Annotated in this window: 21 protein-coding genes; 18 read left to right on the top strand and 3 right to left on the bottom strand. The window is 61.9% G+C overall.

Translation table 11 applies throughout. The annotated features are described in order from the left end of the window. Nucleotide 1: 1 nt before the first annotated feature. The 3 genes from OEG81_RS12500 to OEG81_RS12490 all read right to left on the bottom strand — a co-directional run bounded on the left by OEG81_RS12500 (nucleotide 2) and on the right by OEG81_RS12490 (nucleotide 2,958). Nucleotides 2–976: a Ku protein gene (locus OEG81_RS12500; RefSeq protein ID WP_264129587.1), complete on the bottom strand. Its 975-nt coding sequence runs from the start codon at nucleotides 974–976 to the stop codon at nucleotides 2–4. A gap of 135 nt (nucleotides 977–1,111) precedes the next feature. Next, nucleotides 1,112–2,023 (bottom strand): 5-dehydro-4-deoxyglucarate dehydratase, encoded by a 912-nt coding sequence (gene kdgD, locus OEG81_RS12495; RefSeq protein ID WP_264129586.1) that lies wholly within the window; start codon nucleotides 2,021–2,023, stop codon nucleotides 1,112–1,114. Between the two features lie 206 nt (nucleotides 2,024–2,229). Next, nucleotides 2,230–2,958 (bottom strand): amino acid ABC transporter ATP-binding protein, encoded by a 729-nt coding sequence (locus tag OEG81_RS12490; RefSeq protein ID WP_264129585.1) that lies wholly within the window; start codon nucleotides 2,956–2,958, stop codon nucleotides 2,230–2,232. Between the two features lie 289 nt (nucleotides 2,959–3,247). Between OEG81_RS12490 and OEG81_RS12485 the strand changes: the two genes are divergently transcribed. The 18 genes from OEG81_RS12485 (at nucleotide 3,248) to OEG81_RS12400 (ending at nucleotide 23,647) form a co-directional block, all read left to right on the top strand. Continuing rightward, the gene (locus tag OEG81_RS12485) at nucleotides 3,248–4,543 is read left to right on the top strand and encodes an imelysin family protein (protein WP_264129584.1); all 1,296 of its coding nucleotides are present in this window, start codon (nucleotides 3,248–3,250) and stop codon (nucleotides 4,541–4,543) included. A gap of 81 nt (nucleotides 4,544–4,624) precedes the next feature. Beyond that, nucleotides 4,625–6,097, top strand: a complete 1,473-nt coding sequence (locus OEG81_RS12480) for a di-heme oxidoredictase family protein (protein ID WP_264132586.1) — start codon at nucleotides 4,625–4,627, stop codon at nucleotides 6,095–6,097. Nucleotides 6,098–6,109: 12 nt separating this feature from the next. Beyond that, a complete protein-coding gene (locus tag OEG81_RS12475) occupies nucleotides 6,110–7,270 on the top strand; it encodes an imelysin family protein (RefSeq protein WP_264129583.1) in 1,161 nt (386 codons plus the stop codon). Continuing rightward, on the top strand, nucleotides 7,260–8,444 hold the full coding sequence (locus tag OEG81_RS12470; RefSeq protein ID WP_264132585.1) for a DUF1513 domain-containing protein: 1,185 nt from the start codon (nucleotides 7,260–7,262) through the stop codon (nucleotides 8,442–8,444). The genes OEG81_RS12475 and OEG81_RS12470 overlap by 11 nt, the downstream gene beginning before the upstream one ends. Before the next feature lie 391 nt (nucleotides 8,445–8,835). Beyond that, on the top strand, nucleotides 8,836–10,047 hold the full coding sequence (locus OEG81_RS12465) for a porin (protein ID WP_264129582.1): 1,212 nt from the start codon (nucleotides 8,836–8,838) through the stop codon (nucleotides 10,045–10,047). Nucleotides 10,048–10,428: 381 nt separating this feature from the next. Then, on the top strand, nucleotides 10,429–10,788 hold the full coding sequence (locus OEG81_RS12460) for an NADH-quinone oxidoreductase subunit A (RefSeq protein ID WP_264129581.1): 360 nt from the start codon (nucleotides 10,429–10,431) through the stop codon (nucleotides 10,786–10,788). Nucleotides 10,789–10,944: 156 nt separating this feature from the next. Continuing rightward, a complete protein-coding gene (locus OEG81_RS12455; protein WP_264129579.1) occupies nucleotides 10,945–11,421 on the top strand; it encodes a NuoB/complex I 20 kDa subunit family protein in 477 nt (158 codons plus the stop codon). Nucleotides 11,422–11,464: 43 nt separating this feature from the next. Continuing rightward, complete coding sequence (locus OEG81_RS12450; RefSeq protein WP_264129578.1) at nucleotides 11,465–12,076, top strand: NADH-quinone oxidoreductase subunit C; 612 nt, start codon at nucleotides 11,465–11,467, stop codon at nucleotides 12,074–12,076. A 3-nt stretch (nucleotides 12,077–12,079) separates the two neighbouring features. Beyond that, a complete protein-coding gene (locus OEG81_RS12445; protein ID WP_264129577.1) occupies nucleotides 12,080–13,336 on the top strand; it encodes an NADH-quinone oxidoreductase subunit D in 1,257 nt (418 codons plus the stop codon). Between the two features lie 35 nt (nucleotides 13,337–13,371). After that, nucleotides 13,372–13,866, top strand: a complete 495-nt coding sequence (nuoE, locus tag OEG81_RS12440; protein WP_264129575.1) for an NADH-quinone oxidoreductase subunit NuoE — start codon at nucleotides 13,372–13,374, stop codon at nucleotides 13,864–13,866. After that, nucleotides 13,863–15,230 (top strand): NADH-quinone oxidoreductase subunit NuoF, encoded by a 1,368-nt coding sequence (nuoF, locus tag OEG81_RS12435; protein WP_264129574.1) that lies wholly within the window; start codon nucleotides 13,863–13,865, stop codon nucleotides 15,228–15,230. The genes nuoE and nuoF overlap by 4 nt, the downstream gene beginning before the upstream one ends. Nucleotides 15,231–15,245: 15 nt before the next feature. Next, entirely contained in the window at nucleotides 15,246–17,573 is a 2,328-nt protein-coding gene (gene nuoG / locus OEG81_RS12430; RefSeq protein ID WP_264129573.1) for an NADH-quinone oxidoreductase subunit NuoG, read from the top strand. After that, nucleotides 17,573–18,646 carry an NADH-quinone oxidoreductase subunit NuoH gene (gene nuoH / locus OEG81_RS12425; RefSeq protein ID WP_264129572.1) on the top strand — a complete coding sequence of 358 codons (1,074 nt, stop codon included), beginning with the start codon at nucleotides 17,573–17,575 and terminating at the stop codon, nucleotides 18,644–18,646. The genes nuoG and nuoH overlap by 1 nt, the downstream gene beginning before the upstream one ends. A 17-nt stretch (nucleotides 18,647–18,663) precedes the next feature. Continuing rightward, the gene (gene nuoI, locus OEG81_RS12420; RefSeq protein WP_264129571.1) at nucleotides 18,664–19,152 is read left to right on the top strand and encodes an NADH-quinone oxidoreductase subunit NuoI; all 489 of its coding nucleotides are present in this window, start codon (nucleotides 18,664–18,666) and stop codon (nucleotides 19,150–19,152) included. A 17-nt stretch (nucleotides 19,153–19,169) separates the two neighbouring features. Next, nucleotides 19,170–19,811: an NADH-quinone oxidoreductase subunit J gene (locus tag OEG81_RS12415; RefSeq protein WP_264129570.1), complete on the top strand. Its 642-nt coding sequence runs from the start codon at nucleotides 19,170–19,172 to the stop codon at nucleotides 19,809–19,811. Then, nucleotides 19,808–20,116 (top strand): NADH-quinone oxidoreductase subunit NuoK, encoded by a 309-nt coding sequence (gene nuoK, locus OEG81_RS12410; RefSeq protein WP_165026998.1) that lies wholly within the window; start codon nucleotides 19,808–19,810, stop codon nucleotides 20,114–20,116. Before OEG81_RS12415 ends, nuoK begins: the two co-directional genes overlap by 4 nt. 16 nt (nucleotides 20,117–20,132) lie before the next feature. Next, entirely contained in the window at nucleotides 20,133–22,148 is a 2,016-nt protein-coding gene (gene nuoL, locus OEG81_RS12405) for an NADH-quinone oxidoreductase subunit L (protein ID WP_264129569.1), read from the top strand. An 11-nt stretch (nucleotides 22,149–22,159) separates the two neighbouring features. After that, nucleotides 22,160–23,647 carry an NADH-quinone oxidoreductase subunit M gene (locus OEG81_RS12400; RefSeq protein ID WP_264129568.1) on the top strand — a complete coding sequence of 496 codons (1,488 nt, stop codon included), beginning with the start codon at nucleotides 22,160–22,162 and terminating at the stop codon, nucleotides 23,645–23,647. The last annotated feature ends 7 nt before the right edge of the window (nucleotides 23,648–23,654 follow it).

Below are 23,654 nucleotides of genomic sequence, written 5' to 3'. Positions count from 1 at the left end.
GCTAGGCGGCCTTGCGGCCGGATTTGGCTGCCGTCTTGCGGCTGCCCTTCTTTGCGGGCGCGGCCTTCTTCGCGGCGCCCGCTTTGGCGGTGGCCTTCTTCGCAGCGGTTTTCCCGGCAGCCGTTGATTTTTTGGCGGGCGCTTTTGGCGCTTTGCCGGTCTCCAGGGATCCATTCTTGCCCAAACTGCGCCGCAGCATGTCGGTCAGGTCCAGTATCTTGGCGCCGCCGCCCGTTTCTTCGGTTTCAGGCTCCATGACGGACTCGATTTCGCCCGCATCCGCCTTTTCCTTGACCAGCCGCAGTATCTGTTCCTTGAAGGAATCGGTGAAGTCCTCGGGCTTCCATTTGCTGCTCATGTCCTGTACCAGCTGTTCCCCCATGGCCATCTCCTTGTCCGTCAGTCCGGTGGACTTGGTGCCCTGCGCGGGCAGGTTCAAGTCGTCCCAGGAACGGATTTCGTCTCCCCAGCGCAGCAGGTTGAGAATGAGCGCGGGACCGCAAGGCATGAGGATGGCCAGGTGCTGCTTGGTCTGGATGACGACCTTGGCGATGCCCGCCTTTTTGGTCTTGAGCAGGACTTCGCGCAGCAGGGCGTACACCTTGGCGCCCTTGTTGATGGGGGAAATATAGTAGGGCCGCTCCAGATAGACGAAGGGGATGTCGCTGATGGAGACGAAGGCTTCTATTTCAACCGTCTGCGTCGTCTTGGGATAGGCCGCCGAGATTTCCTCGGCCGACAGGATGACATAGCGGCCATCTTCGTACTCAATGCCCTTGACGATATTTTCCTTGCTGATTTCCTTGCCCGTTGCCTTGTTGATGCGCTTGTAGCCGACGGGATCCATGCTGCGCTTGTCCAGCCAGTCGAAATCCAGGCCCTGGTCCTGGGTGGCCGAATGCAGGGCAATGGGGATATGAACCAGCCCGAAGGAAATGGCCCCTTTCCATAGGGCGCGCTTGCTCGATGTAGCCATGCTTTTCTCCACGTACCGGAGACGCCCAGCAAGCAATGTGCCCGAATAAAGAAAGCCCCGGCGCCGAAGGCGGGCCGAGGCCGGGGAGGGCGGCCGCGCATACCTGCGCACGGCCGCGTGTTTCGAATCCGCTTCTTATTGCGGACCGAGCTTTTCGATCAGTTCGCCCAGCGCCTGGACTTCGGCGGGCTTCAGTTCGGACAGCGGCGCCCTGACGGGACCGGCGCTATGTCCGACCAGGGTGGCGCCGGCCTTGACGATGCTGACCGCATAGCCGGGCTCGCGATTGCGCAGTTCCAGATAGGGCATGAAGAAGTCCTTCAGCATGCGATGCTGAAGAGCGGTGTCGTCCTTCGCCACCGCCTCGTAGAAGGCCATGGCCGTCTTGGGGATGAAGTTGAATACCGCCGACGAATACACCGGCGTGCCCAACGCCTTGTAGGCGGCCGCATAGACTTCGGCCGTCGGCAGGCCGCCCAGGTAGGAAAAGCGCTCGCCCATGCGCAGGTGGATGGCCGACATCAATTCGATATCGCCCACACCGTCCTTGAATCCGATCAGGTTGGGGCAGCGCTCGGCCAGTTTCTCCAGGGTGTCCGGCGTCAGGCGGCTGTTGGCGCGGTTGTAGACGATGACGCCGAACTTGACGCTTTTGCATACCTGCTCCACGTGGGCCGCCAGCCCTTCCTGGCCGGCTTCGGTCAGGTAGTGCGGCAGGAGCAGCACGCCGTCGGCCCCGGCCTTTTCAGCGGCCTGGGCGCATTCGATGGCAAAGCGGGTCGGGCCGCCGGCGCCCGCAATGATGGGCACTTTCCCTTTGCAGGTATCAACGGCCGCCTTGATGATCTGCGGGTATTCATGCCCCGTCAACGAAAAGAACTCGCCGGTGCCGCCGGCCGCGAACAAGGCGCTGGGGCCGTATGGCATCAGCCATTCCAGGCGCTGCCGGTAGCCGGCTTCGTGAAAATCGCCGTTGGCGTCGAAATCCGTTAAAGGAAAGGACAACAGGCCCGAGCCCATGACGGCTTTCAGTTGTTGAGGATCCATCTGGTTTTTCTCCATGTGCCCGTATGCGGGCACGCAAGTTTCTGGGTTGAGGAAGAGGGGGATACGGGTAAAGTGGACTGCGCTTGCGGCAATGCCTGGGCTTACTTGTCAGTTATCATACAAGTAAATGAAGATAATTGCCATGCCCCTGGCAGTTGTTGCTGATTTCCGTGGCGGATTTTTCCGGGGCTACTCCGTGCCGGGCGTCATAAGCCGGTCCCGACGAAATCCTGCAACTCCCTGGTTTGCGGATGCGTCAGGATCTCAGGGCCGCCGGTTTCCCATACCAGGCCCTGGTGCATATAGATGATCTTGTCGGCGACCCGCCGCGCGAAGCTCATTTCATGGGTGACCAGGATCATGGTCATGCCGCCGGCGGCGAGATCCTCGATGACTTTCAGCACTTCGCTGGTCAACTGCGGGTCCAATGCCGACGTGACTTCGTCGAACAGCATGACCTGCGGCTCCATGGCCAGCGACCGCGCGATGGCCACGCGCTGCTGCTGGCCGCCGGAAAGCTGTTCGGGGTAGCTGTCGGCCTTCTCGCTCAAGCCCACTTTTTGCAGGACCTGGTCGGCTTTGTCGGCGCATGCTTTCTTGGACAGCTTCTTTACATGCTTCAAGGCCAGGGTGATGTTCTGCTTTACGGTCAGGTGCGGGAACAGGTTGTAGCTTTGGAACACGATGCCCACGTCCTGGCGCAACTGGCGCAGGTCGATCGACGCCGAGCCCAGTTCGTGCCCGCATACGCTTATGGTGCCGCTATTGATGGTTTCCAGATGATCGATGCAGCGCAATGCGGTGCTTTTTCCTGATCCGCTCTGGCCGATGATGGCGACCACCTCGCCTTTGCTGATCTCGAAGGACACGCCTTTCAAGACTTCGTTGTCGCCGAATTGCTTATGGATATTCTGTACTTTTACGATTGCCGACATTCAAGCTTCCTTTCAATGGTGCGCCCTGTGACCGCAACGGCCCTGTCTGCCCGCTGCGGCCATGGACGCCTCATTGTTATCGGTGATGGTGGAAGTCAGTATCCTCGAAAACCCCTAAAGCGGTTCATGGCCCGGGCTTCGACGGTGGATGGCACAGCCGGCGCCATCGGACTGCATGCATTCCTGCGTGCTTCCATGGTTCGTAATGAAAATCGTTTACACTTACATTTTGCTGAAAACAATATCGCGGCGCCGTGGGGGCGTCGCGGGTAAGGGAGTGATGAAAGCCATGCGCAATTTGCTTTTGGGGGCGGTTCTGGCCGCAACAATGATGACGGGAGCCCAGGCCGCGGTCGAGCCCAAGTCTGTCGTAAAAACCTATGCCGACGTGGCCTTGGCCGGTTATGAAGATGCCTTGTCCACGGCCAGGGACTTGCGGAAATCGGTGAATGCCCTGCTGGCCGGGCCCAGCGCCAAGACCTTGGCCGCCGCGCGCGATGCCTGGCTGGCGGCTCGAGTGCCCTATCAGCAGACCGAGGCTTTCCGTTTCGGCAATCCCATTGTCGACGACTGGGAGGGCAGGGTGAACGCCTGGCCGCTGGACGAAGGCATGATCGATTATGTCGACGCATCCTACGGCACCGAATCCGACGCCAACGCCTACTATGTCGTCAACGTCATCGCCAACAATAAGCTCAGCGTGGGCGGCAAGGCCGTCGACGCATCCACGATAACGCCGGAGCTGCTGCGCGACGTGCTGCACGAAGCCGACGGCAACGAGGCCAACGTGTCCACCGGCTACCACGCCATCGAATTCCTGCTGTGGGGCCAGGACCTGAACGGCACCGGGCCCGCCCCGGCCGGCCGGACCGGCACTCCCATGGAACGCCACGCCGGCAACCGCCCGCATACCGATTTCGACCCGGCCAACTGCACCGGCGGCCATTGCGAGCGCCGCGGCCAGTACCTGCAGGTGGTCACCGACCTGCTGGTGTCCGACCTGGAGGAAATGGTCGGCAACTGGAAGGCCGACGGCGAGGCGCGTCAGGCCGTGCAGGAGGATCCCAAGGCGGGGCTGATCGCCATGCTGACCGGACTGGGCAGCCTTTCCTACGGCGAACTGGCCGGCGAGCGCATCAAGCTGGGGCTGATGCTGCACGATCCCGAGGAAGAGCACGACTGCTTTTCCGACAATACGCATAATTCGCACTTCTACAATCAGGTCGGCATGATGAATGTCTACCTGGGCCGGTATGTGCGCGTGGATGGCTCGACGGTCAAGGGCGCCGCCTTGTCGGATCTGGTCAAGGGCGTCGATGCGGGGCTGGATGCCGAGATGCGCGCCAAGCTGGATGACACCCTGAAAGCCATGCAGGCCATGAAGGACCGCGCCGAAAAAACGGAAACCTACGATCAGATGATCGCGCAAGGCAATACGGCGGGCAATGCCGTGGTGCAGGCGGTCATCGACGGCCTGGTGGCTCAGACCCGCAGCATAGAGCGCGTGATCGCAGCCCTGGAGCTGGGCGGCATCGAGCTCGAGGGGTCCGACAGCCTGGACAATCCCAACGCCGTATTCAAATAGTGGATCCGGGGCATCCCCGGCGCACAAGCAAAAGTCTTATCTAGCGTGAAATACATAGCTGTATCCATACTGTTGGCGGGCATGCTGGTCATGCCCGCCAGCGCCTCGCCGTCGAGGTCCGACCTCGATCCCAAGGATCGCAAGCGGGTCCAGGCCATTACGCAGCCCGCCACCGACTTCAGCAAGCCCGAACAGTTCGAGGTCATGCAGGGGGGCGCCGGCACCGTTCAAAAACTGATCAATCCCGATATCTTCTCGCATCCGGCGGCCAATTTGGACTTCGAAGGGCGTCAGGAATTCATGGTGGGCAACGGCCTGTTCCGCAAGGATTGGGTTTCATCCCCATCGTCCACCCAGGCCTCCGACGGACTGGGCCCCTTGTTCAACGCGCGGTCCTGTCAGGGCTGCCACGTCAAGGACGGCCGGGGCACGGTGCCGGGCTTCGATCCGCTGGAACGCAGCGATGCCGTGGCCTTGCTCCTGCGCCTTTCCTTGCCGGACAACAGCGAAGATGCGCGCCGGCGCCTGGACCAGGGCGAGGTGGCCTCATTGCCGGATCCGGTCTATGGGCATCAATTGCAGCCTTTCGCGGTGCCGGGCCTGGCCGCCGAGGGGCGGATCAAGATCGATTATCGCGAAATTCCCGTGCAACTGAACGGCGGCGAGACAGCCGTCCTGATGGATCCCGCCTACAGTGTGGAAGACCTGGCCTATGGGCCTCTGCATCCCGATGTCCGGCTTTCGCCCCGGCTGGCGCCGCCCATGCTGGGTCTGGGCCTGCTTGAGGCCATCCACCAGGACGATATCCTGGCCCACGCCGAGCGCGACCACGGCGACGGGATTTCAGGCCGGCCCAACTGGATACACGATCCCCGCAGCGGAGAAAAGGTGCTGGGGCGTTTCAACTGGAAGGCCGGCCAGCCCACGGTCGAGCATCAGTCGGCCAACGCTTTTTCGGGCGACATGGGCTTGTCCACGCCCATGTTTCCCAGCCATTACGGTGACTGCACGCCGTTCCAGAAAGACTGCCACGCCATGCCGCATGGCGCGCAGCCGCATCTGGGCGATCACGAGGTCCCCGCACGCTTGATGGATTTCGTGACCGTCTATTCCCAGAACTTGGCGCTGCCGCAACGCCGCGACGTGGGCGATGAACGCGTGCTGGCCGGCAAGAAGCTGTTCTACGAATCGAACTGCATAGGCTGCCATGTGCCCAAGTACGTGACCCGGCGCGATGCCGAACGGCCCGAGCACCGCTTCCAACTGATCTGGCCCTATACCGACCTGCTGTTGCACGACATGGGATCCGGCCTGGCCGATGGGCAGGACGAGGGCGGAGCGGGCGGCCGCGAATGGCGCACGCCGCCCTTATGGGGCATAGGCCTGACCAAGACCGTCAATCCCAATGCGACCTGGCTGCACGACGGGCGGGCCCGGACCCTGCTGGAAGCCATACTGTGGCATGGCGGCGAAGCGCAGGCGGCGCGGGACCGGGTGGTGGACATGACGCCCGAGCAGCGCGCCGATCTGATACGTTTTCTGGAATCTTTATAAGGAGGGCCGGCGATGCCATCGATAAGCGCCTATATCCCTACATGGGCCGAAAGCCGGGGCGTTCTCCGCACTTTGAGCACGGGGCTGGCGGCAATCGGCCTGCTATGCGGCGCAGGCGTGGCGGGCGCGGGGCAACTGCCGGCCGATCTGGGCGGTAAGCTGGTGCAGGGCTATATAGCGCCCGCAATGCAGCGATTCCAGCATTCGGCGGAACAGATGCAGGCAGGCCTGAGCGCCTGGTGCGCCGCCCCGGCGGCGTCCGGGACGGACAAGCTCAAGCTGGATTTCTCGGAACTGGTCGAGGCCTGGTCGGGCATCGAGTTCCTGCGCTTCGGCCCGCTGGTGGCCGCCAACCGCTACGAGCGCATTTATTTCTGGCCCGATCCGCGCGGCATCACCCTGCGCCAAGTGCAGGGCCTGCTGGGCCAGGCAGATCAGCCCATTCCCAATGCGGCCGATCTGGCTGCCCAAAGCGTGGCCTTGCAGGGCCTGCCCGCATTGGAATATGTACTGTACCGAACAGGCGGCCTGCTGGCGCCCACCGAAGCGCAAGCTGCCGGGGGCGGCAGCGCCAATGACGGGAAAAACCAGGCGCGCGCATGCGCTTACGCCACCGCCGTCGCCGGCAACCTGGCGGCGGTGGGGGCCGAGCTTGGCCGGGCCTGGGCGACAAAGGGCGATTACGCCCGCCAGTTTGCGGCGCCCTCGTCCACGAACGCCTTGTACCGCAGCCAGCAGGAAGTGGCCGCCGAAGCCATCAAGGCCTTGTCCACCGGACTGCAATTCGCCCGGGACGTGAAGCTGCTGCCCATGCTGGGTGCCGACATCAAGGCGGCCAGGCACAACAAGGCGCCATTCTGGCGCAGCGGTTTGTCGGCGCAAGCCATGGCGGCTTCGATCGAGGGCATGCTGCAGTTCTATAAGGCGGGCGCCTATATATATGCCGAGGACGAGGACTGGGTGGACGGCAGCGTCCGGCACGAACTGGAACAGGCGCGCGACGGCCTGCGGGCCATGCGGGGCGACCTCAATGATCTGCTGAAAACAGAGGAGGGCTATCGTGGCCTGACTCTTGTATCGCTCGTCCTGAAGAACGCCAAAAGCGTGGTAGACGAACACATGGCGCCGGCCTTCGGCGCAAGGATAGGCTTCAATGCGCTCGATGGAGATTGACCGGCGCCGCTTCCTGGCCTGGATGGCCGTTGCGGGCGGCAGCCTGGCCGGCACGCCGGCCTTGAGTGCGGCATCCGGCACGACGACAGCTACGGGATTGAAGGGCGATGCGGCTCAACGGGCGGCTTCAGGCGGCCATCGCATGCCGGATGAAGAACATCGTCTATATGTGGCCGCGCGCAAGAACGCCGGCCGTTACGAAGCGGCCCTGTTCGATGCGCAAGGGCGCGATCAAAGAGTGCTGCCCTTGCCGGGGCGCGGGCATAGCTTTGCCATCGATGCCGCGCGCGGACGCGTGGTGGCGTTCGGCAGGCAACCGGGTTTCTTTGCCATTGCGTTCGATGCGGCGGGCAAGCGTGCGCCGCAGACACTGGACGTTGCGCCGGGCCGGCACTTTTTCGGCCATGGCGTGTTCTCGCCCGACGGGCGTTTGATGGCGGCCACGGAAAACGACTATGAAGCGGGCCGTGGCGTGTTGGGACTGTACGACGCCAGCCAAGGCGGCGGCTATCGGCGTGTGGGCGAGGTGCCCACCCATGGCGTGGGCCCGCATGAAGTGGTGCTGATGCCCGATGGCCGTACGCTGTGCGTGGCCAACGGCGGCATACTGACGCATCCCGACTATGGCAAGCTGCAGCTGAATGCGGACGACATGCGGCCGTCGCTCGCCTATATAGACATGCATGGCGGCCAGTTGCTGGAACAGGTCTTTCTCGATGCCGGGCTTAACCGTCTGTCCATACGCCATCTTGTGGTGGATGGCGCGGGCTCGGTCTGGTTCGGCTGCCAGCACACCGGCCCGGCGGGCGAGCGTCCTCCTTTGGTGGGGCGCCATCGCCGCGGCGGTTCGCCGGAGCTGTTCACCGGCCCCGACGACGCCCTGCGCGGCATGAAGAACTACGTGGGCTCGTTGGCGCGCAATGCATCGGGAACGCGCATCGCCACATCCAGCCCGGTGGGCGGGCAAATCATGTATTGGGATGCGGCCAGCGGCCGCTGCCTGGGCGTGACGCGCATGTTCGACGGCTGCGGCGTGGCGCCGCTTGCGGATAAGGGCTTTCTGGCCAGCAGCGGCCAGGGTGAACTGGCGCGATTGACGCCCGGAAAACCGGAACCCGCAAGGGTGGCGGCCGCGGCGGATCTGGCCTGGGACAACCACCTTAGACAGCTATGAGCGGCCCTGCTTTTTGAACTGCCTTTGATAGTAAAGCTTTGAAAATAAAACAAAAAATTTCAGTCGAATAGCGCCGTAAAACTACCAATAAAAACAAGCGCCTGCGGTCTTTAGCTAGAATCGGTATCAATAAAAAAACACCTCAAAAAGTGTGGCCCGAAGGCAACGAAAAAGTATCGGGTAATCCCCTATTCGAAGGCGTAAAACAGGGTGTTTTGTTGTTTTATGTCTACAGCCTGTGTGAAAAACCCCACTTTTGCCAACACGGTCATAGCCATGAGCCGTGAATTTTGATGCAATAGCAGCAACTTCCCATCGCGGAGTTAGAAAGAGCAGCAGCACAGTTTGGTCGTCGCTGCTCTAGTTACTCAAATCTACGGAGATTTCTTACATGAAAAAGACTCTGCTCGCTGCTGCTCTCACCGTCGGCTTCTTCGGTGTTGCTCAAGCAGAAACGTCGGTTACCCTGTACGGTATCCTGGACGGTGGTATCGGTTACCAGCAAATCAAAGGCAACACCAGCCGTGCTGAAAATCGCACCGGTGCTACCGATGCCAAGTACACCAAGACTGGCCTGATCAATGGCGTTCAGTCCGGCAACCGCTGGGGCCTGAAAGGCGCTGAAGATCTGGGCGACGGCCTGCGCGCTGTGTTCCAACTGGAAAGCGGCTTCGATCTGGGTACCGGTAAGCATGCTCAAGGCGATCGCCTGTTCGGTCGTCAGGCCACTCTGGGTCTGGCCAGCGACGCATGGGGTCAACTGGACTTCGGTCGTCAAACCAACATCGGCTCCAAGTACTTCGGCGCCATCGATCCGTTCGGCCTGGGCTTCGGTCAAGCCAACATGGGCGCAGCCTTCACCGCTGTGAACACGGTTCGCTACGACAACATGGTCATGTACCAAACCCCGAACTTCTCGGGCTTCCAATTCGGCGTTGGCTACTCGTTCAACGTTGACGGCGGCCAAGAATGGAAAGAGTCGGGTACCGACGACACCAACAAGCGTGCCATCACGACCGGTCTGCGTTACGCTAACGGCCCCCTGGCTGTTGCTTTGACTTATGACACGTTCAAGGTCAAGGGTACCGCTGCTGAAACCGGCACCAGCCAAACTGGCGTGACCTCGACTGGCCTGCCTGTCTACGAGTACACCAAGGCTGTTAACGGTGGTCAAGATTCGACCGTCAAGTCCTGGAACCTGGGTGCTGCTTACGACTTCGAAGTCGTCAAGGCTCACCTGGCTTTCGGCCAAACCCGTAACGGTTACTTCGCTGGTAACGACTACGGTGGCGACTCCGCATTCAAGACCTCTTCGTTCGGCGCCGCTGAAGGCCTGAAGATCAACTCCTACCTGGTCGGTGTGTCTGCTCCTATCGGCAATGGCAAGGTCATGGCTTCCTGGACCATGGCTGATCCTACCAGCCAGCCTGACAACACGGTTGGTCAAGAGTGGAAGAAGCAACAAACGTACAGCCTGGGCTACACCTACAACCTGTCCAAGCGCACCAACGTGTACGCTATCGGTTCGTACGCCAAGAACGCTTACTTCCTGCCTGATGCCAAGTCGACCCTTCTGGGCGTCGGCCTGCGTCACCAGTTCTAATCGGACTGCATAGCTCGTCTATGCGCCGAGGCGGCCCGGCTTGCCGGGTTGCCAGCAGAACTAAGGCAAGCAGTACTGCCAGCAAAAAACCACCCCTCGGGGTGGTTTTTTGCGTGAGGCGAACGGCATTGATCGTGCCTGTCGAATGGTCTGTCCAGAATATGTGCTCCGATCTGAACGTAAGTGATTTTTCCCCGTATCTCGACGATGCCAGTCTCGAAGTTGACTGGTTTGCGCGCCCGTGTCGTGTTAACTCAAGCGCTTCGTAGCGGCTTGCGCCAGCCGTTGCGCCAACATGTTTCAGCATAGGGTCATTCAGCGGAATGACGCTCTCAAAATGCTACAATCCGAGAGTTTACTTATTGTGATTGGATGCGCCGCATGAATCTGCAACAGTACTTTCCCGTTCTGCTGTTTATAGTCGTTGCAACACTGATCGGTTTTGCGCTGCTGTCGGCGGGCCGCCTGCTTGGCCCCCATCGTCCCTACGACGAAAAACTGTCGCAATACGAGTGCGGCTTCGAGGCCTTCAGCGACTCGCGCATGAAGTTCGACGTGCGCTACTACCTGGTTGCCATACTGTTCATTATGTTCGACCTGGAAATCGCCTTCCTTTTCCCCTGGGCCATGGCCAATGGCACGATAGGCATGGTCGGTTTCTGGACGGTTCTTGTGTTTCTGGCCATTCTTACCGTGGGCTTTATCTACGAGTGGAAGAAGGGCGCGCTCGATTGGGAATGATCGGCGCTTATTGCGGGTTGTCCGGCGTTGCGGCAAGCCGTTGTTCAAAAATTTAAGTAGATGCGAATTCAAATGGAACGAAGCAGGCGGGCTTGCGGCCGCAAGCTTATGTGCGAAATGCAAACCTCCTGTCCGTTCCAGGGCTAAAGGCAAATTATGGCTATCGACGGCATTATGAAAGAAGGTTTTATAACCACCAGCGCGGACAAGTTCCTGAACTGGGCCAAGACGGGCTCCTTGTGGCCCATGACCTTCGGTCTGGCCTGTTGCGCGGTGGAAATGATGCATGCCGGGGCGGCGCGTTACGACCTGGACCAGTTCGGCATCATCTTCCGCCCCAGCCCGCGTCAGTCCGACCTGATGATCGTGGCCGGCACGCTGTGCAACAAGATGGCGCCCGCGCTGCGCAAGGTTTACGACCAGATGCCCGAACCGCGCTGGGTCCTGTCCATGGGTTCCTGTGCGAACGGCGGCGGCTATTACCACTATTCGTATTCGGTGGTGCGCGGCTGCGACCGCATCGTGCCGGTCGACGTCTATGTGCCGGGTTGCCCGCCCACGGCGGAAGCCCTGGTCTACGGCCTGCTGCAAATGCAGAACAAGATCCGCCTGACCAACACCATCGCGCGCTAGGCCCCTGCGGCTTTCACCCTTAACACGTTGAACTGCTTGAACTATGACTCGGCTCGAAACGCTACACACTAACCTGCTGGCCGCATTGGGCGAATCCGCCTCGCTGAAGCTGGCCCTGAACGAGCTTACGCTCGAGGTTCAGGCCAAACACTGGATCGACACCTGTACCGCGCTGCGCGACAACGAGACGCTGGGTTTCGACACCTGCATCGATGTTTGCGGAATCGATTATTCCGGATGGGGAGCCCCCACCTACGTGGCCGAGCCCGGCCTGCATCCGCAGCGCTTTGCGGTGGTGGTCCACCTGCTGTCGGTCAAGCACAACTGGCGCCTGCGTGTACGCGCCTACGTTCCCAACGACGACTTCCCCGTGCTGCCCACCCTGGTCGATGTCTGGCCCGCGGTCAATTGGTTCGAGCGCGAGGCATTCGATCTGTACGGCATCGTATTCGAAGGGCACCCCGATCTGCGCCGCATTCTCACCGACTACGGTTTCATCGGGCATCCCTTCCGCAAAGATTTCCCCCTGTCGGGCAACGTTGAAATGCGCTACGACACGGAACAGAAGCGGGTTGTCTACCAGCCCGTCACCATAGAGCCGCGTGAAATCACTCCGCGTGTTGTGCGTGAAGAAGGCTACGGAGCAGGGCGCTAGAACATGGCTGAAATCAAAAACTACACACTTAACTTCGGGCCCCAGCATCCGGCCGCGCACGGCGTGCTGCGCCTGGTGCTGGAGCTGGACGGCGAGGTCATCCAGCGCGCCGACCCCCATATCGGCCTGCTGCACCGCGCCACTGAAAAGCTGGCCGAGCACAAGACCTTTCTTCAGGCCCTGCCTTACATGGATCGCCTGGATTACGTGTCCATGATGTGCAACGAGCACGCCTATGTGATGGCGGTCGAGAATCTGCTGGGCATCAAGGTGCCGCTGCGCGCGCAGTACATCCGCGTCATGTTCGACGAGATCACGCGCCTGCTCAATCACCTGATGTCGCTGGGCTCGCACGCGCTCGACGTGGGCGCCATGGCGGTTTTCCTGTACGCCTTCCGCGAGCGCGAAGACCTTATGGACTGCTATGAAGCGGTGTCGGGCGCGCGCATGCACGCGGCCTACTATCGCCCGGGCGGCGTCTACCGCGACCTGCCCGACGCCATGCCGCAGTACGGGCAGTCCAGCAAGTATCGCGGCGAGAAAGAAGTGCGCGCCATGAATGAAGCGCGTTCGGGCTCGCTGCTGGATTTCATCGAGGACTTCACCAACCGCTTCCCCACTTGCGTCGACGAGTACGAAACCCTGCTGACCGACAACCGCATCTGGAAGCAGCGCCTGGTGGACGTGGGCGTGGTCAGCCCCGAGCGCGCCAAGGCCCTGGGCTTTACCGGCCCCATGCTGCGCGGCTCCGGCGTCGAATGGGACTTGCGCCGCATGCAGCCCTACGAAGTCTACGATCGCCTTGAATTCGACATTCCCGTGGGCATCAATGGCGACTGCTACGACCGCTACCTGGTGCGTATCGCCGAAATGCGCGAAAGCAACCGCATCATCCGCCAGTGCGTGGAATGGCTGCGCAACAATCCCGGTCCGGTCATCGTCGACAACCACAAGGTTGCGCCGCCCAAGCGCGAGCGCATGAAGACCGGCATGGAAGACCTCATCCACCACTTCAAGCTCTTTACCGAAGGCATGCACGTGCCTGCCGGCGAAACCTACGCCGCGGTCGAGCATCCCAAGGGCGAGTTCGGCATCTACATGGTGTCCGACGGCGCCAACAAGCCCTATCGCATGAAGATACGCGCGCCGGGCTTCGCCCACCTGCAATCCCTCGATGAAATGTCGCGCGGGCACATGATTGCCGACGCCGTCACCATCATTGGGACGCAAGACATTGTGTTTGGCGAAATCGACCGTTAACCGGCGCTAGCCAAGGTAAAAACCGGATTCAAACTATGCTGCTTTCCGAACAAGCCTATCAGAAAATCGACCGGGAACTGACCAAGTTCCCCGGCGATCAGCAACAGTCCGCCATCATGGCGGCGCTGACCATCGCCCAGGAAGAAAAGGGGTGGGTGTCCACCGAGGTCATCGATGATGTGGCCGCCTACCTGCACGTACCGCCCATTGCGGTGCAGGAAGTCGCCACCTTCTACAACATGTTCAATACGCACCCGGTGGGCCGCTTCAAGATCACGGTCTGCACCAATCTGCCCTGTGCCTTGCGCGACGGGGTCAAGGCGGCCGACTACCTGAAGCAGAAGCTGGGCATCGACTTCCACGAAACCACGCCCGACGGCCTGTTCACCCTGATGGAAGGCGAGTGCATGGGCGCTTGCGGCGATTCGCCCGTGATGCTCATGAACAACAGGCATATGTGTGTACGCATGTCGTCGGAAAAGATCGACGCCATGATCCAGGAACTCAAACAGCACGGGGAATCGGCATGAACGCTCCGGGTCTATTGCAGCAGTTCTCGCAAGGTCTTACGCCCAATCCCGGCCCCGATCTTGCCACCAGCATGGTTTTCCACGACCGCCACATCAACCCGCAGATCGTGGCGGGCCTGGACGGCACGAACTGGGGGCTGGAAGACTACGTCAAGCGCGGCGGCTACGAAGCCCTGCGCAAGATCCTGACCACCGGCATGAAGCCGGAAGACGTCATCGCCGAAGTCAAGGCCTCCAGCCTGCGCGGGCGGGGCGGCGCGGGCTTTCCCACGGGCCTGAAATGGAGCTTCATGCCGCGCACCCTGCCGGGACAGAAGTACCTGGTGTGCAACTCCGACGAGGGCGAGCCGGGCACCTTCAAAGACCGCGACATCCTGCGCTTCAACCCGCACATCGTGATCGAAGGCATGGCCATCGCGGCCTATGCCATGGGCATCACCGTGGGCTACAACTACATCCACGGCGAAATCTTCGAAATCTACGAGCGTTTCGAAGAGGCGCTGGACCAGGCCCGCGCGGCCGGCTTCCTGGGCGACAAGATCCTGGGTTCCGACTTCAGCTTCCAGCTGCATGCCTTCCATGGCTATGGCGCCTACATCTGCGGCGAGGAAACCGCCTTGCTGGAATCGCTGGAAGGCAAGAAGGGACAACCGCGCTTCAAGCCGCCGTTCCCGGCCAGCTTCGGCCTATACGGCAAGCCCACCACCATCAACAACACTGAAACGTTTGCAGCGGTGCCCTGGATCTTCCGCCACAGCGCGCAGGAGTACCTGGACATCGGCGTGCCCAATGCCGGCGGCACCAAGTTGTTTTCCATTTCCGGCGACGTCGAGCTTCCCGGCAACTATGAAATCCCGCTGGGCACGCCCTTCAGCAAGCTGCTGGAGCTGGCCGGCGGCATGCGCGGCGGCCGCAAGCTCAAGGCCGTGATTCCCGGCGGTTCCAGCGCGCCCGTGCTGCCCGCCGACATCATGATGCAGACCAATATGGACTACGACTCCATCGCCAAGGCCGGCTCCATGCTGGGCTCGGGCGCGGTGATCGTCATGGACGAAACCCGCTGCATGGTCAAGTCGCTGCTGCGCCTGTCCTATTTCTACTTCGAGGAAAGCTGCGGCCAGTGCACGCCGTGCCGGGAAGGCACGGGCTGGCTTTACCGCATGCTGGCACGCATCGAGAACGGCCAGGGCCTTCCGGAAGACCTGGACGTCCTGGATTCGGTCGCGCACAACATCATGGGCCGCACCATCTGCGCCCTGGGCGACGCCGCCGCCATGCCGGTACGCAGCTTCATCAAGCACTTCCGCGACGAATTCGCACACCACATCGAGCATAAAAGCTGTGTGGTGCCCAAATATCTGTAGGGTCAGGACACGCTAATGGTTGAAATCACCATCGACGGTATCAAAGTAGAGGCTCCCGAAGGCAGCATGGTCATCCAGGCCGCCCACAAGCTGGGAGTCTACGTACCGCATTTCTGCTATCACAAGAAACTATCCGTGGCGGCCAATTGCCGCATGTGCCTGGTCGACGTCGAAAAAGCGCCCAAGGCGCTGCCGGCCTGCGCCACGCCGGTCACCAACGGCATGGTCGTACACACCCGTTCGGAAAAGGCCATCGCGGCCCAGAAGAGCGTGATGGAATTCCTGCTGATCAATCACCCCCTGGATTGCCCCGTGTGCGACCAGGGCGGCGAGTGCCAGCTGCAGGATCTGGCCGTCGGCTACGGCGCCTCGGCCTCGCGCTACCTCGAAGAGAAACGCGTGGTGTCCGCCAAGGAAATGGGGCCTCTGATTTCCACCGAAGGCATGCAGCGCTGCATCCACTGTACGCGCTGTGTCCGTTTCGGCCAGGAAATCGGCGGCATCATGGAAATCGGCATGATCAACCGCGGCGAGCATTCCGAGATCACCACCTTCGTGGGCCAGGCGGTCGAGTCCGAGCTGTCCGGCAACATGATCGACATCTGCCCCGTGGGCGCATTGCTGTCCAAGCCCTTCAAGTTCACGGCCCGTACCTGGGAAATGGCGCGCCGCCGTTCGGTCAGCCCCCACGACAGCCTGGGCGCCAACCTGGTCGTGCAGGCCAAGCTGGACCGCGTGCTGCGCGTGGTGCCCTTCGAGAACGACGACATCAACGAATGCTGGATCAGCGATCGCGATCGTTTCTCCTACGAAGGCCTGTACACCGAAGACCGGCTGGCGCACCCTATGATCAAGGGCGAGGACGGCCAATGGCGCGAAGCCTCCTGGACCGACGCCCTGCAAGTGGTGGTGCATGGTTTCAATACGGTGCGCGAACAGTTCGGCGCCGAACAGATCGGCGGCATCGGCAGCCCTACCGCCACCACTGAAGAGCTGGCTCTCATGGCCAAGCTGATGCGGGCGCTGGGTTCCGAGAACGTCGACTTCCGCCTGCGCCACATCGATGCGGCCCTGGACGAGGCCCTGCCGGGCGTGCCCTGGCTGGGCATGCCGATCACCGAGTTCGCCCAGCTTGATCGCGTGCTGGTGGTGGGTTCCTTCCTGCGCAAGGATCACCCGCTGATGGCGCAGCGCCTGCGCCAGGCGGCCAAGCACGGCACGCAGATTTCCTTCATCGATTCGGCCGCCGACGATCCCCTGTTCCCCGTGACCGGCCGCATGACGGTGGCGCCCAGCGCCTTGCCCAATGCCCTGGCCGAGGTGCTGGCGGCGGTGGCGAAAAGCACCGAGCAATCCCTGCCCGAGGCCCTGGCGGGCGTCGCGCCTTCCGTGGCGGCCGAGCAGATCGCCGCCAGCCTGCTGTCCGGCGAACGCGTTGCCGTACTGCTGGGCAATATGGCGGTGGCATCGGACCAGGCATCGTTGATCGCCGCCAATGCATCCGCGCTGGCCCAGGCGGCCAGGGCGCAATTCGGCTTCCTGACCCCGGGCGCCAACACGGTGGGCGGCTACCTGGCCGGCGCCACGCCCGGACGCGGCGGGCTGACCGCCGAGCAGATGCTGGAGAAATCCCTTAAAGCCTACCTGGTGCTGCATGCCGAACCCACGCTGGACAGCGACAACGGCGCCCGCGCGCTCCAGGCCCTTAAATCGGCCGGCTTCGCGGTGGCGCTTACATCGTTCCGGTCGGCGGCGCAGGACTGGGCGGATGTCATGCTGCCCATTTCGCCCTTCACCGAAACGTCGGGCACTTTCGTCAATGCCGAAGGCCGTGCCCAGAGCTTCAAGGGCGTGGCCGCGCCGTTCGCCGATACGCGGCCGGCCTGGAAAGTCCTGCGCGTGCTGGGCAATCTGTTCGAACTGCAGGGCTTCGACTACGAAACCTCGGAAGCGGTGCGCGACACCGTCATGGTCGGCGGACTCGATGGACGCCTGTCCAACGAAATCAAGGCCCAGCCCGGCCTGGCGGCCCGGCCCGGCGGCCTCGAGCGCGTGACCGACGTGCCCATCTATCGCAGCGATGCCCTGGTGCGCCGTTCGGCGCCCTTGCAGGAAACGGCCGACTCGCGGCCGCCCAAGGCGCGCATGGCGGCCGGCACACTGGCCGGCCTGGGCATACAGTCGGGCGATGCGGTGCGCATTGCCAGCCAGCAGGGCCAGATCGTGCTGCCCGCGCTGGAAGACAATACCGTCGCGCCCGATTGCGTACGGATCGCCGCCGCCTTCGACGAAACGGCGGCGCTGGGTAGCGGCTTTGGCCAAATCACGGTGGAGCGTGCCTAATGGAGTGGCTTACAGTTCTTGAAAACTACGGTACCGAACTCATCGGCCCGACTGCCTGGCTGGTGGTGTGGTCGCTGGTGAAGATCGTCGTCATCGCCGTGCCCATCATCCTTTGCGTGGCCTACCTTACCTACTGGGAGCGCAAGATGATAGGCGCGATGCACGTGCGCATGGGGCCGAACCGCGTGGGCTATCGCGGGCTGCTGCAGCCTTTTGCCGACGTGTTCAAGCTTCTGACCAAGGAAGTCATCGTTCCCAGCAAGGCCAACAAGGTGCTGTACATACTGGCGCCCGTGGTCACGCTGATGCCCGCGCTGGCGGCCTGGGCCGTGATTCCCTTCGGGCCCGAAGTCGTGCTGGCCGACGTCAACGCCGGCCTGCTGTTCATCATGGCCATCACGTCCATAGGCGTGTACGGCGTGATCGTCGCGGGCTGGGCATCGAACTCCAAGTACGCCTTCCTGGGCGCCTTGCGCGCCGCCGCGCAGATGGTGTCCTACGAACTGGCTATCGGCTTCGTGCTGGTGACCGTGCTGCTGGTATCCGGTACGCTGAACCTCAGCGGCATCGTCAACGGGCAGGGCGCCGGCTGGTTCGCCGACAAGGGCATCAACTTCATGTCGTGGAACTGGCTGCCGCTGCTGCCGCTCTTCGTCATCTACGTGGTGTCGGCCGTGGCCGAAACCAACCGCCACCCCTTCGACGTGGTCGAGGGCGAATCGGAAATCGTCGCGGGGCACATGGTGGAATATTCCGGCATGGGCTTTGCGCTGTTCTTCCTGGGCGAGTACGCCAACATGATCCTGCTGTCGGCGCTGGCGTCCATCATGTTCCTGGGAGGCTGGATGCCGCCCCTGGAGATCGCGCCGCTGACCTGGATTCCGGGCTGGCTGTGGCTGGGTATCAAGACATTTTTTGTGGTTTCGATGTTTGTGTGGTTCCGTGCGACGTTCCCGCGCTACCGCTACGACCAGATCATGCGCCTGGGCTGGAAGGTATTCATTCCGCTCACCGGCATCTGGTTGCTGGTGGTGGCGATCTGGATGCAAACGCCCTGGAATATTTGGCAATAGGACACAGGGGCTAGATTATGGAAGCTATTAAGGATTTCTTCGGCAGCTTGATGCTGTCCGAGATGTTGAAGGGTATGCGCCTGACCGGCAAGTACTTCTTCAAGCGCAAGGTCACCTTGCGCTACCCCCAAGAGAAAACCCCCGCGTCGCCCCGGTTCCGCGGCCTGCACGCCTTGCGCCGTTATCCCAACGGCGAAGAGCGCTGCATCGCCTGCAAGCTGTGCGAGGCGGTCTGCCCCGCGCTGGCCATCAGCATCGAGTCCGAGGAGCGCGATGACGGCACCCGCCGCACCACGCGCTACGACATCGACCTGGCCAAATGCATTTTTTGCGGCTTCTGTGAAGAAAGCTGTCCGGTGGACTCCATCGTCGAGACGCATATCTCCGAATACCACGGTGAAAAGCGCGGCGACCTGTACTACACCAAGGACATGCTGCTTGCCATTGGCGATCGCTACGAGCCTGAAATCGCACGCCGTCGCGCCGAAGACGCCCCTTATCGTTGATGCCGGACCCGACACCTATGATTTTTTCTACCGTCCTGTTTTATCTGCTGTCGCTGGTGCTGATCGTCGCCGCGTTCCGCGTCATCACCGCCAACAGTCCCGTCACCGGCGTGCTGCATCTCATCCTGGCCTTCTTCACCGCATCCATGATCTGGATGCTGCTGGGCGCCGAATTCCTTTCCCTGCTGCTCGTCCTGGTGTATGTGGGCGCGGTCATGGTGCTGTTCCTGTTCGTGGTCATGATGCTGGACGTGCGCATGGAAACCCTGCGCTCGGGGCTCAAGACCTACCTGCCCCTGGGCCTGGTCATCGGTCTGGTCATGGTGCTGGAGATGGCCTTCGTGCTGGCCAGGACCTGGATGGGCGCCGGCCCGGCAGCCCCGGTCGCCGACGACTACGACAACACCCATGCCCTGGGCGTGGCGATGTACACCGACTACGTGTTCGCCGTGCAGGTGGGCGGCGTGATCCTGCTGGTGGGCATGATCGCCGCCATCGCGCTGACCTTGCGCAAGCGTAGCGACGTCAAGCGCAACCGTCCGTCCGACCAGGTCAAGGCCCAGGCCAAGGACCGCCTGCGCCTGGTCAGCATTCCCTCGCAGACCGAAGCGCCCTCGGCCGCAACCGGCGCCGAACCAGCCCAAGGGGACTCCAAATGACATTGACTCTGGCTCATTACCTGATACTGGGCGCCATCCTGTTCGCCATCGGTATCTTCGGCTTCTTCCTGAACCGCCGCAACCTGATCATTCTGCTGATGTCCATCGAGCTCATGCTGCTGGCCGCCAACATGAATTTCGTGGCGTTTTCAACATGGTTCGGCGATACGGCCGGGCAAGTCTTCGTCTTTTTTATCTTGACGGTGGCCGCGGCTGAAGCCGCTATCGGCCTGGCGATTCTGGTTTTGCTGTTCCGCAACCTGAATACGATCAACGTTGAAGAACTTGACCAGCTCAAGGGTTGATGGGATTGCACATACTATGAATTCACCCAGTCTTTACCTATTGATTGCATTGGCGCCGCTGGCCGGGGCCATACTGGCCGGCCTGTTCGGCACCGGCTTCCTGGGCCGCTTCGTCGGCCGCCGCGGCTCCCACCTGATCACCATCGCCTGCGTGCTGGTTTCCTTCATCGGCTCGGTCATGGTGCTGTTCCAGGTGCTGGACGGCCACACCTACGACGGCACTCTGTACACCTGGAGCGTCATCGGCACGACCCCGCTGGAACTCGGCTTCCTGATCGATCCGCTGTCGGCGCTGATGATGGTGGTGGTGACCTCGGTGTCGCTGATGGTGCACATCTACACCATAGGCTACATGGCCGACGATCCCGGCTACCAGCGTTTCTTCGCCTATATTTCGCTGTTCACCTTCTCCATGCTGATGCTGGTCATGTCCAACAACATGGTGCAGCTGTTCTTCGGCTGGGAAGCGGTGGGCCTGGTGTCCTACCTGCTGATCGGCTTCTGGTATACGCGTCCGACCGCCATCTTCGCCAACATGAAGGCCTTCCTGGTCAACCGCGTGGGCGACTTCGGCTTCATCCTGGGCATAGGCCTGCTGTTTGCCTATGCCGGCAGCATGCACTACGGCGACATCTTCGCGCAAAGCGACAAGCTGGCCACCGAGGCCTTCCCGGGCACCGACTGGCAGTTGCTGACGGTGGCGTGTATTTCGCTGTTCGTGGGCGCCATGGGCAAGTCGGCGCAGGTTCCTCTGCATGCCTGGCTGCCCGATTCCATGGAAGGCCCCACGCCCATTTCCGCCCTGATCCACGCGGCAACCATGGTGACCGCGGGCATCTTCATGGTGGCGCGATTCTCGCCGGTGTTCGAGCATTCCGACACGGCGCTGTCGTTCATGATCGTGATCGGCGCCATCGGCGCGCTGTTCCTGGGCATACTGGGCATCGTCCAGAACGACATCAAGCGCGTGATCGCTTATTCCACCTTGTCGCAACTGGGCTACATGACGGTCGCGCTGGGCGCCTCCGCCTATTCGGCGGCCATCTTCCACCTGATGACGCACGCTTTCTTCAAGGCCCTGCTGTTCCTGGGCGCGGGCTCGGTCATCATCGGCATGCATCATGACCAGGACATCCGCAACATGGGCGGCCTGCGCAAGTACATGCCCATCACCTGGATCACCTTCCTGCTGGGCACGCTGGCCCTGGTCGGCACGCCGTTCTTCGCGGGCTTCTATTCCAAGGAACACATCATCGAGGCCGCCGGCGCGGCCGATGTCTGGGGCGCGAGCTTCGGCTACTACGCCACCCTGATCGGCGTATTCGTGACCTCGCTGTATTCCTTCCGGGTATATTTCCTGGTGTTCCACGGCAAAGAGCGTTTCAACACCGACGCGCACGCCAGCCATGGACACGGGCACGACGCGCATGACGATCATGGCCATCACGGCGGCACGCCGCACGAGTCGCCCTGGGTCGTTACCCTGCCGCTGGTCCTGCTGGCCATCCCATCCGTCATCGCCGGCGCCTGGTTCATCGATCCCTTGCTGTTCGACGGCTTCTTCGATGGCGTCATCGCGGTATTGCCGCAGCATCCGGCCATGGCCGAGCTGGCGGAGCACTGGCACGGCTGGGTGGCCTACGCGCTGCACGGCTTCGTCACCGTGCCTTTCTGGCTGATGATCGCCGGCTTCGTGGTCGCCTGGTACTGCTACATGGTCAATCCCAGGCTGCCCGCCGCCATCCATGGCCGGCTGTCGTTCGTCAATCGCGTGCTCGACAACAAGTACTACGCCGACTGGTTCAACGAGCAGGTCATCGCGCGCGGCGCCCGCTGCCTGGGCCACGGTTTCTGGAAGGGCGGCGACCGCGGCCTGATCGACGGCGTGCTGGTCAACGGCAGCGCCCGCCTGGTGGGCTGGGTGGCTGCGGTCAGCCGGCACTTGCAGTCGGGCTACATCTACCACTACGCCTTTGCGATGATCATCGGGATCATGGCTCTACTCTCCTTTTTTGTGCTCACGGTTAACTGATGGCTAGCGATATGGCGTCTTCTACTCTTCCCTGGTTAACGCTTTCGATCTTCGTCCCCATCGTGGCGGGGCTGATCGTGCTGCTGGTGGGCCGCGACGACAGGCCGGGCCTGACCCGCGTGCTCGCGCTGATCGGCTCGGTGGCCGGCTTCCTGGTGACCCTGCCCCTGTACACGGGCTTCAATCCCGATACCGCCGACATGCAGTTCGTCGAAAAGGCCAGCTGGATCGAAACCTTTGCCGTCAACTACCACCTGGGCATCGACGGCATCTCGATCTGGTTCGTGCTGCTGACCGCCTTCATCACCGTCATCGTGGTGCTGGCCGGCTGGGAAGTGATCACCAGCCGCGTGTCCCAGTACATGGCCGCCTTCCTCATCCTGTCGGGACTGATGGTGGGTGTGTTCGCCTCGCTGGACGGCATGCTGTTCTATGTCTTCTTCGAAGCCACGCTCATCCCCATGTACCTGATCATCGGGGTATGGGGCGGGCCGAACCGCGTCTATGCTGCGTTCAAGTTCTTCCTGTACACGCTGATGGGTTCGCTGCTGACCCTGGTCGCCTTCATCTACCTGTGGCATGCCGCCGACGGTTCCTTCGACATCCTGACCTGGCATCAGCTGAAGCTGGACTACACGCCGCAGATCCTCATCTTCGTGGCCCTGCTGGCGGCGTTCGCCGTCAAGGTGCCGATGTGGCCGGTGCATACATGGTTGCCCGACGCCCACGTCGAAGCGCCCACGGGCGGCTCGGTCGTGCTGGCCGCCATCATGCTGAAGCTGGGCGCCTACGGCTTCCTGCGCTTCTCGCTGCCCATCGTGCCGGACGCCTCGCACAGCCTGGCCGGCATGATGATCGCGCTGTCGCTGATCGCCGTGATCTATATCGGCCTGGTCGCCATCGTCCAGGACGACATGAAGAAGCTGGTGGCCTATTCCTCGGTCGCCCACATGGGTTTCGTCACGCTGGGCTTCTTTCTGTTCAACACGGCGGGCCTGGAAGGGGCCATCGTGCAGATGATCTCGCACGGCTTCGTCTCCGGCGCGATGTTCCTGTGCATCGGCGTCCTGTATGACCGCCTGCATACGCGCCGTATCGCCGACTACGGCGGCGTGGTCAACGTCATGCCGCGTTTCGTCACCCTGTTCCTGCTGTTCTCCATGGCCAACTCGGGCCTGCCGGCGACCAGCGGCTTCGTGGGCGAGTTCACCGTCATCATGGGCGCCGTCGAATACAACTTCTGGGTCGGCCTGCTGACGGCATCGGCGCTGATCTGGGGCGCGGCGTATTCGCTGTGGATGTTCAAGCGCGTGGCCCTTGGCGATGTCGCCAACGAGCAGGTCCGGGGCATGGTCGACCTGAGCCCGCGCGAATTCTTCATTCTGGGAATCATGGCGATTGCCGTGCTGTACATGGGCATTTATCCGAAACCGTTTACAGATGTCATGCATGTGTCGGTGGAAGCCTTGCTGCAGCACGTCTCTATCTCGAAACTGTAGACCTGAA

The sequence above is a fragment of the Pollutimonas sp. M17 genome, assembly GCF_025836975.1.
GTDB lineage: Bacteria > Pseudomonadota > Gammaproteobacteria > Burkholderiales > Burkholderiaceae_B.
Note: the sequence above shows the minus strand (reverse complement) of the source record. Positions and strands in the feature narration are given on the sequence as shown.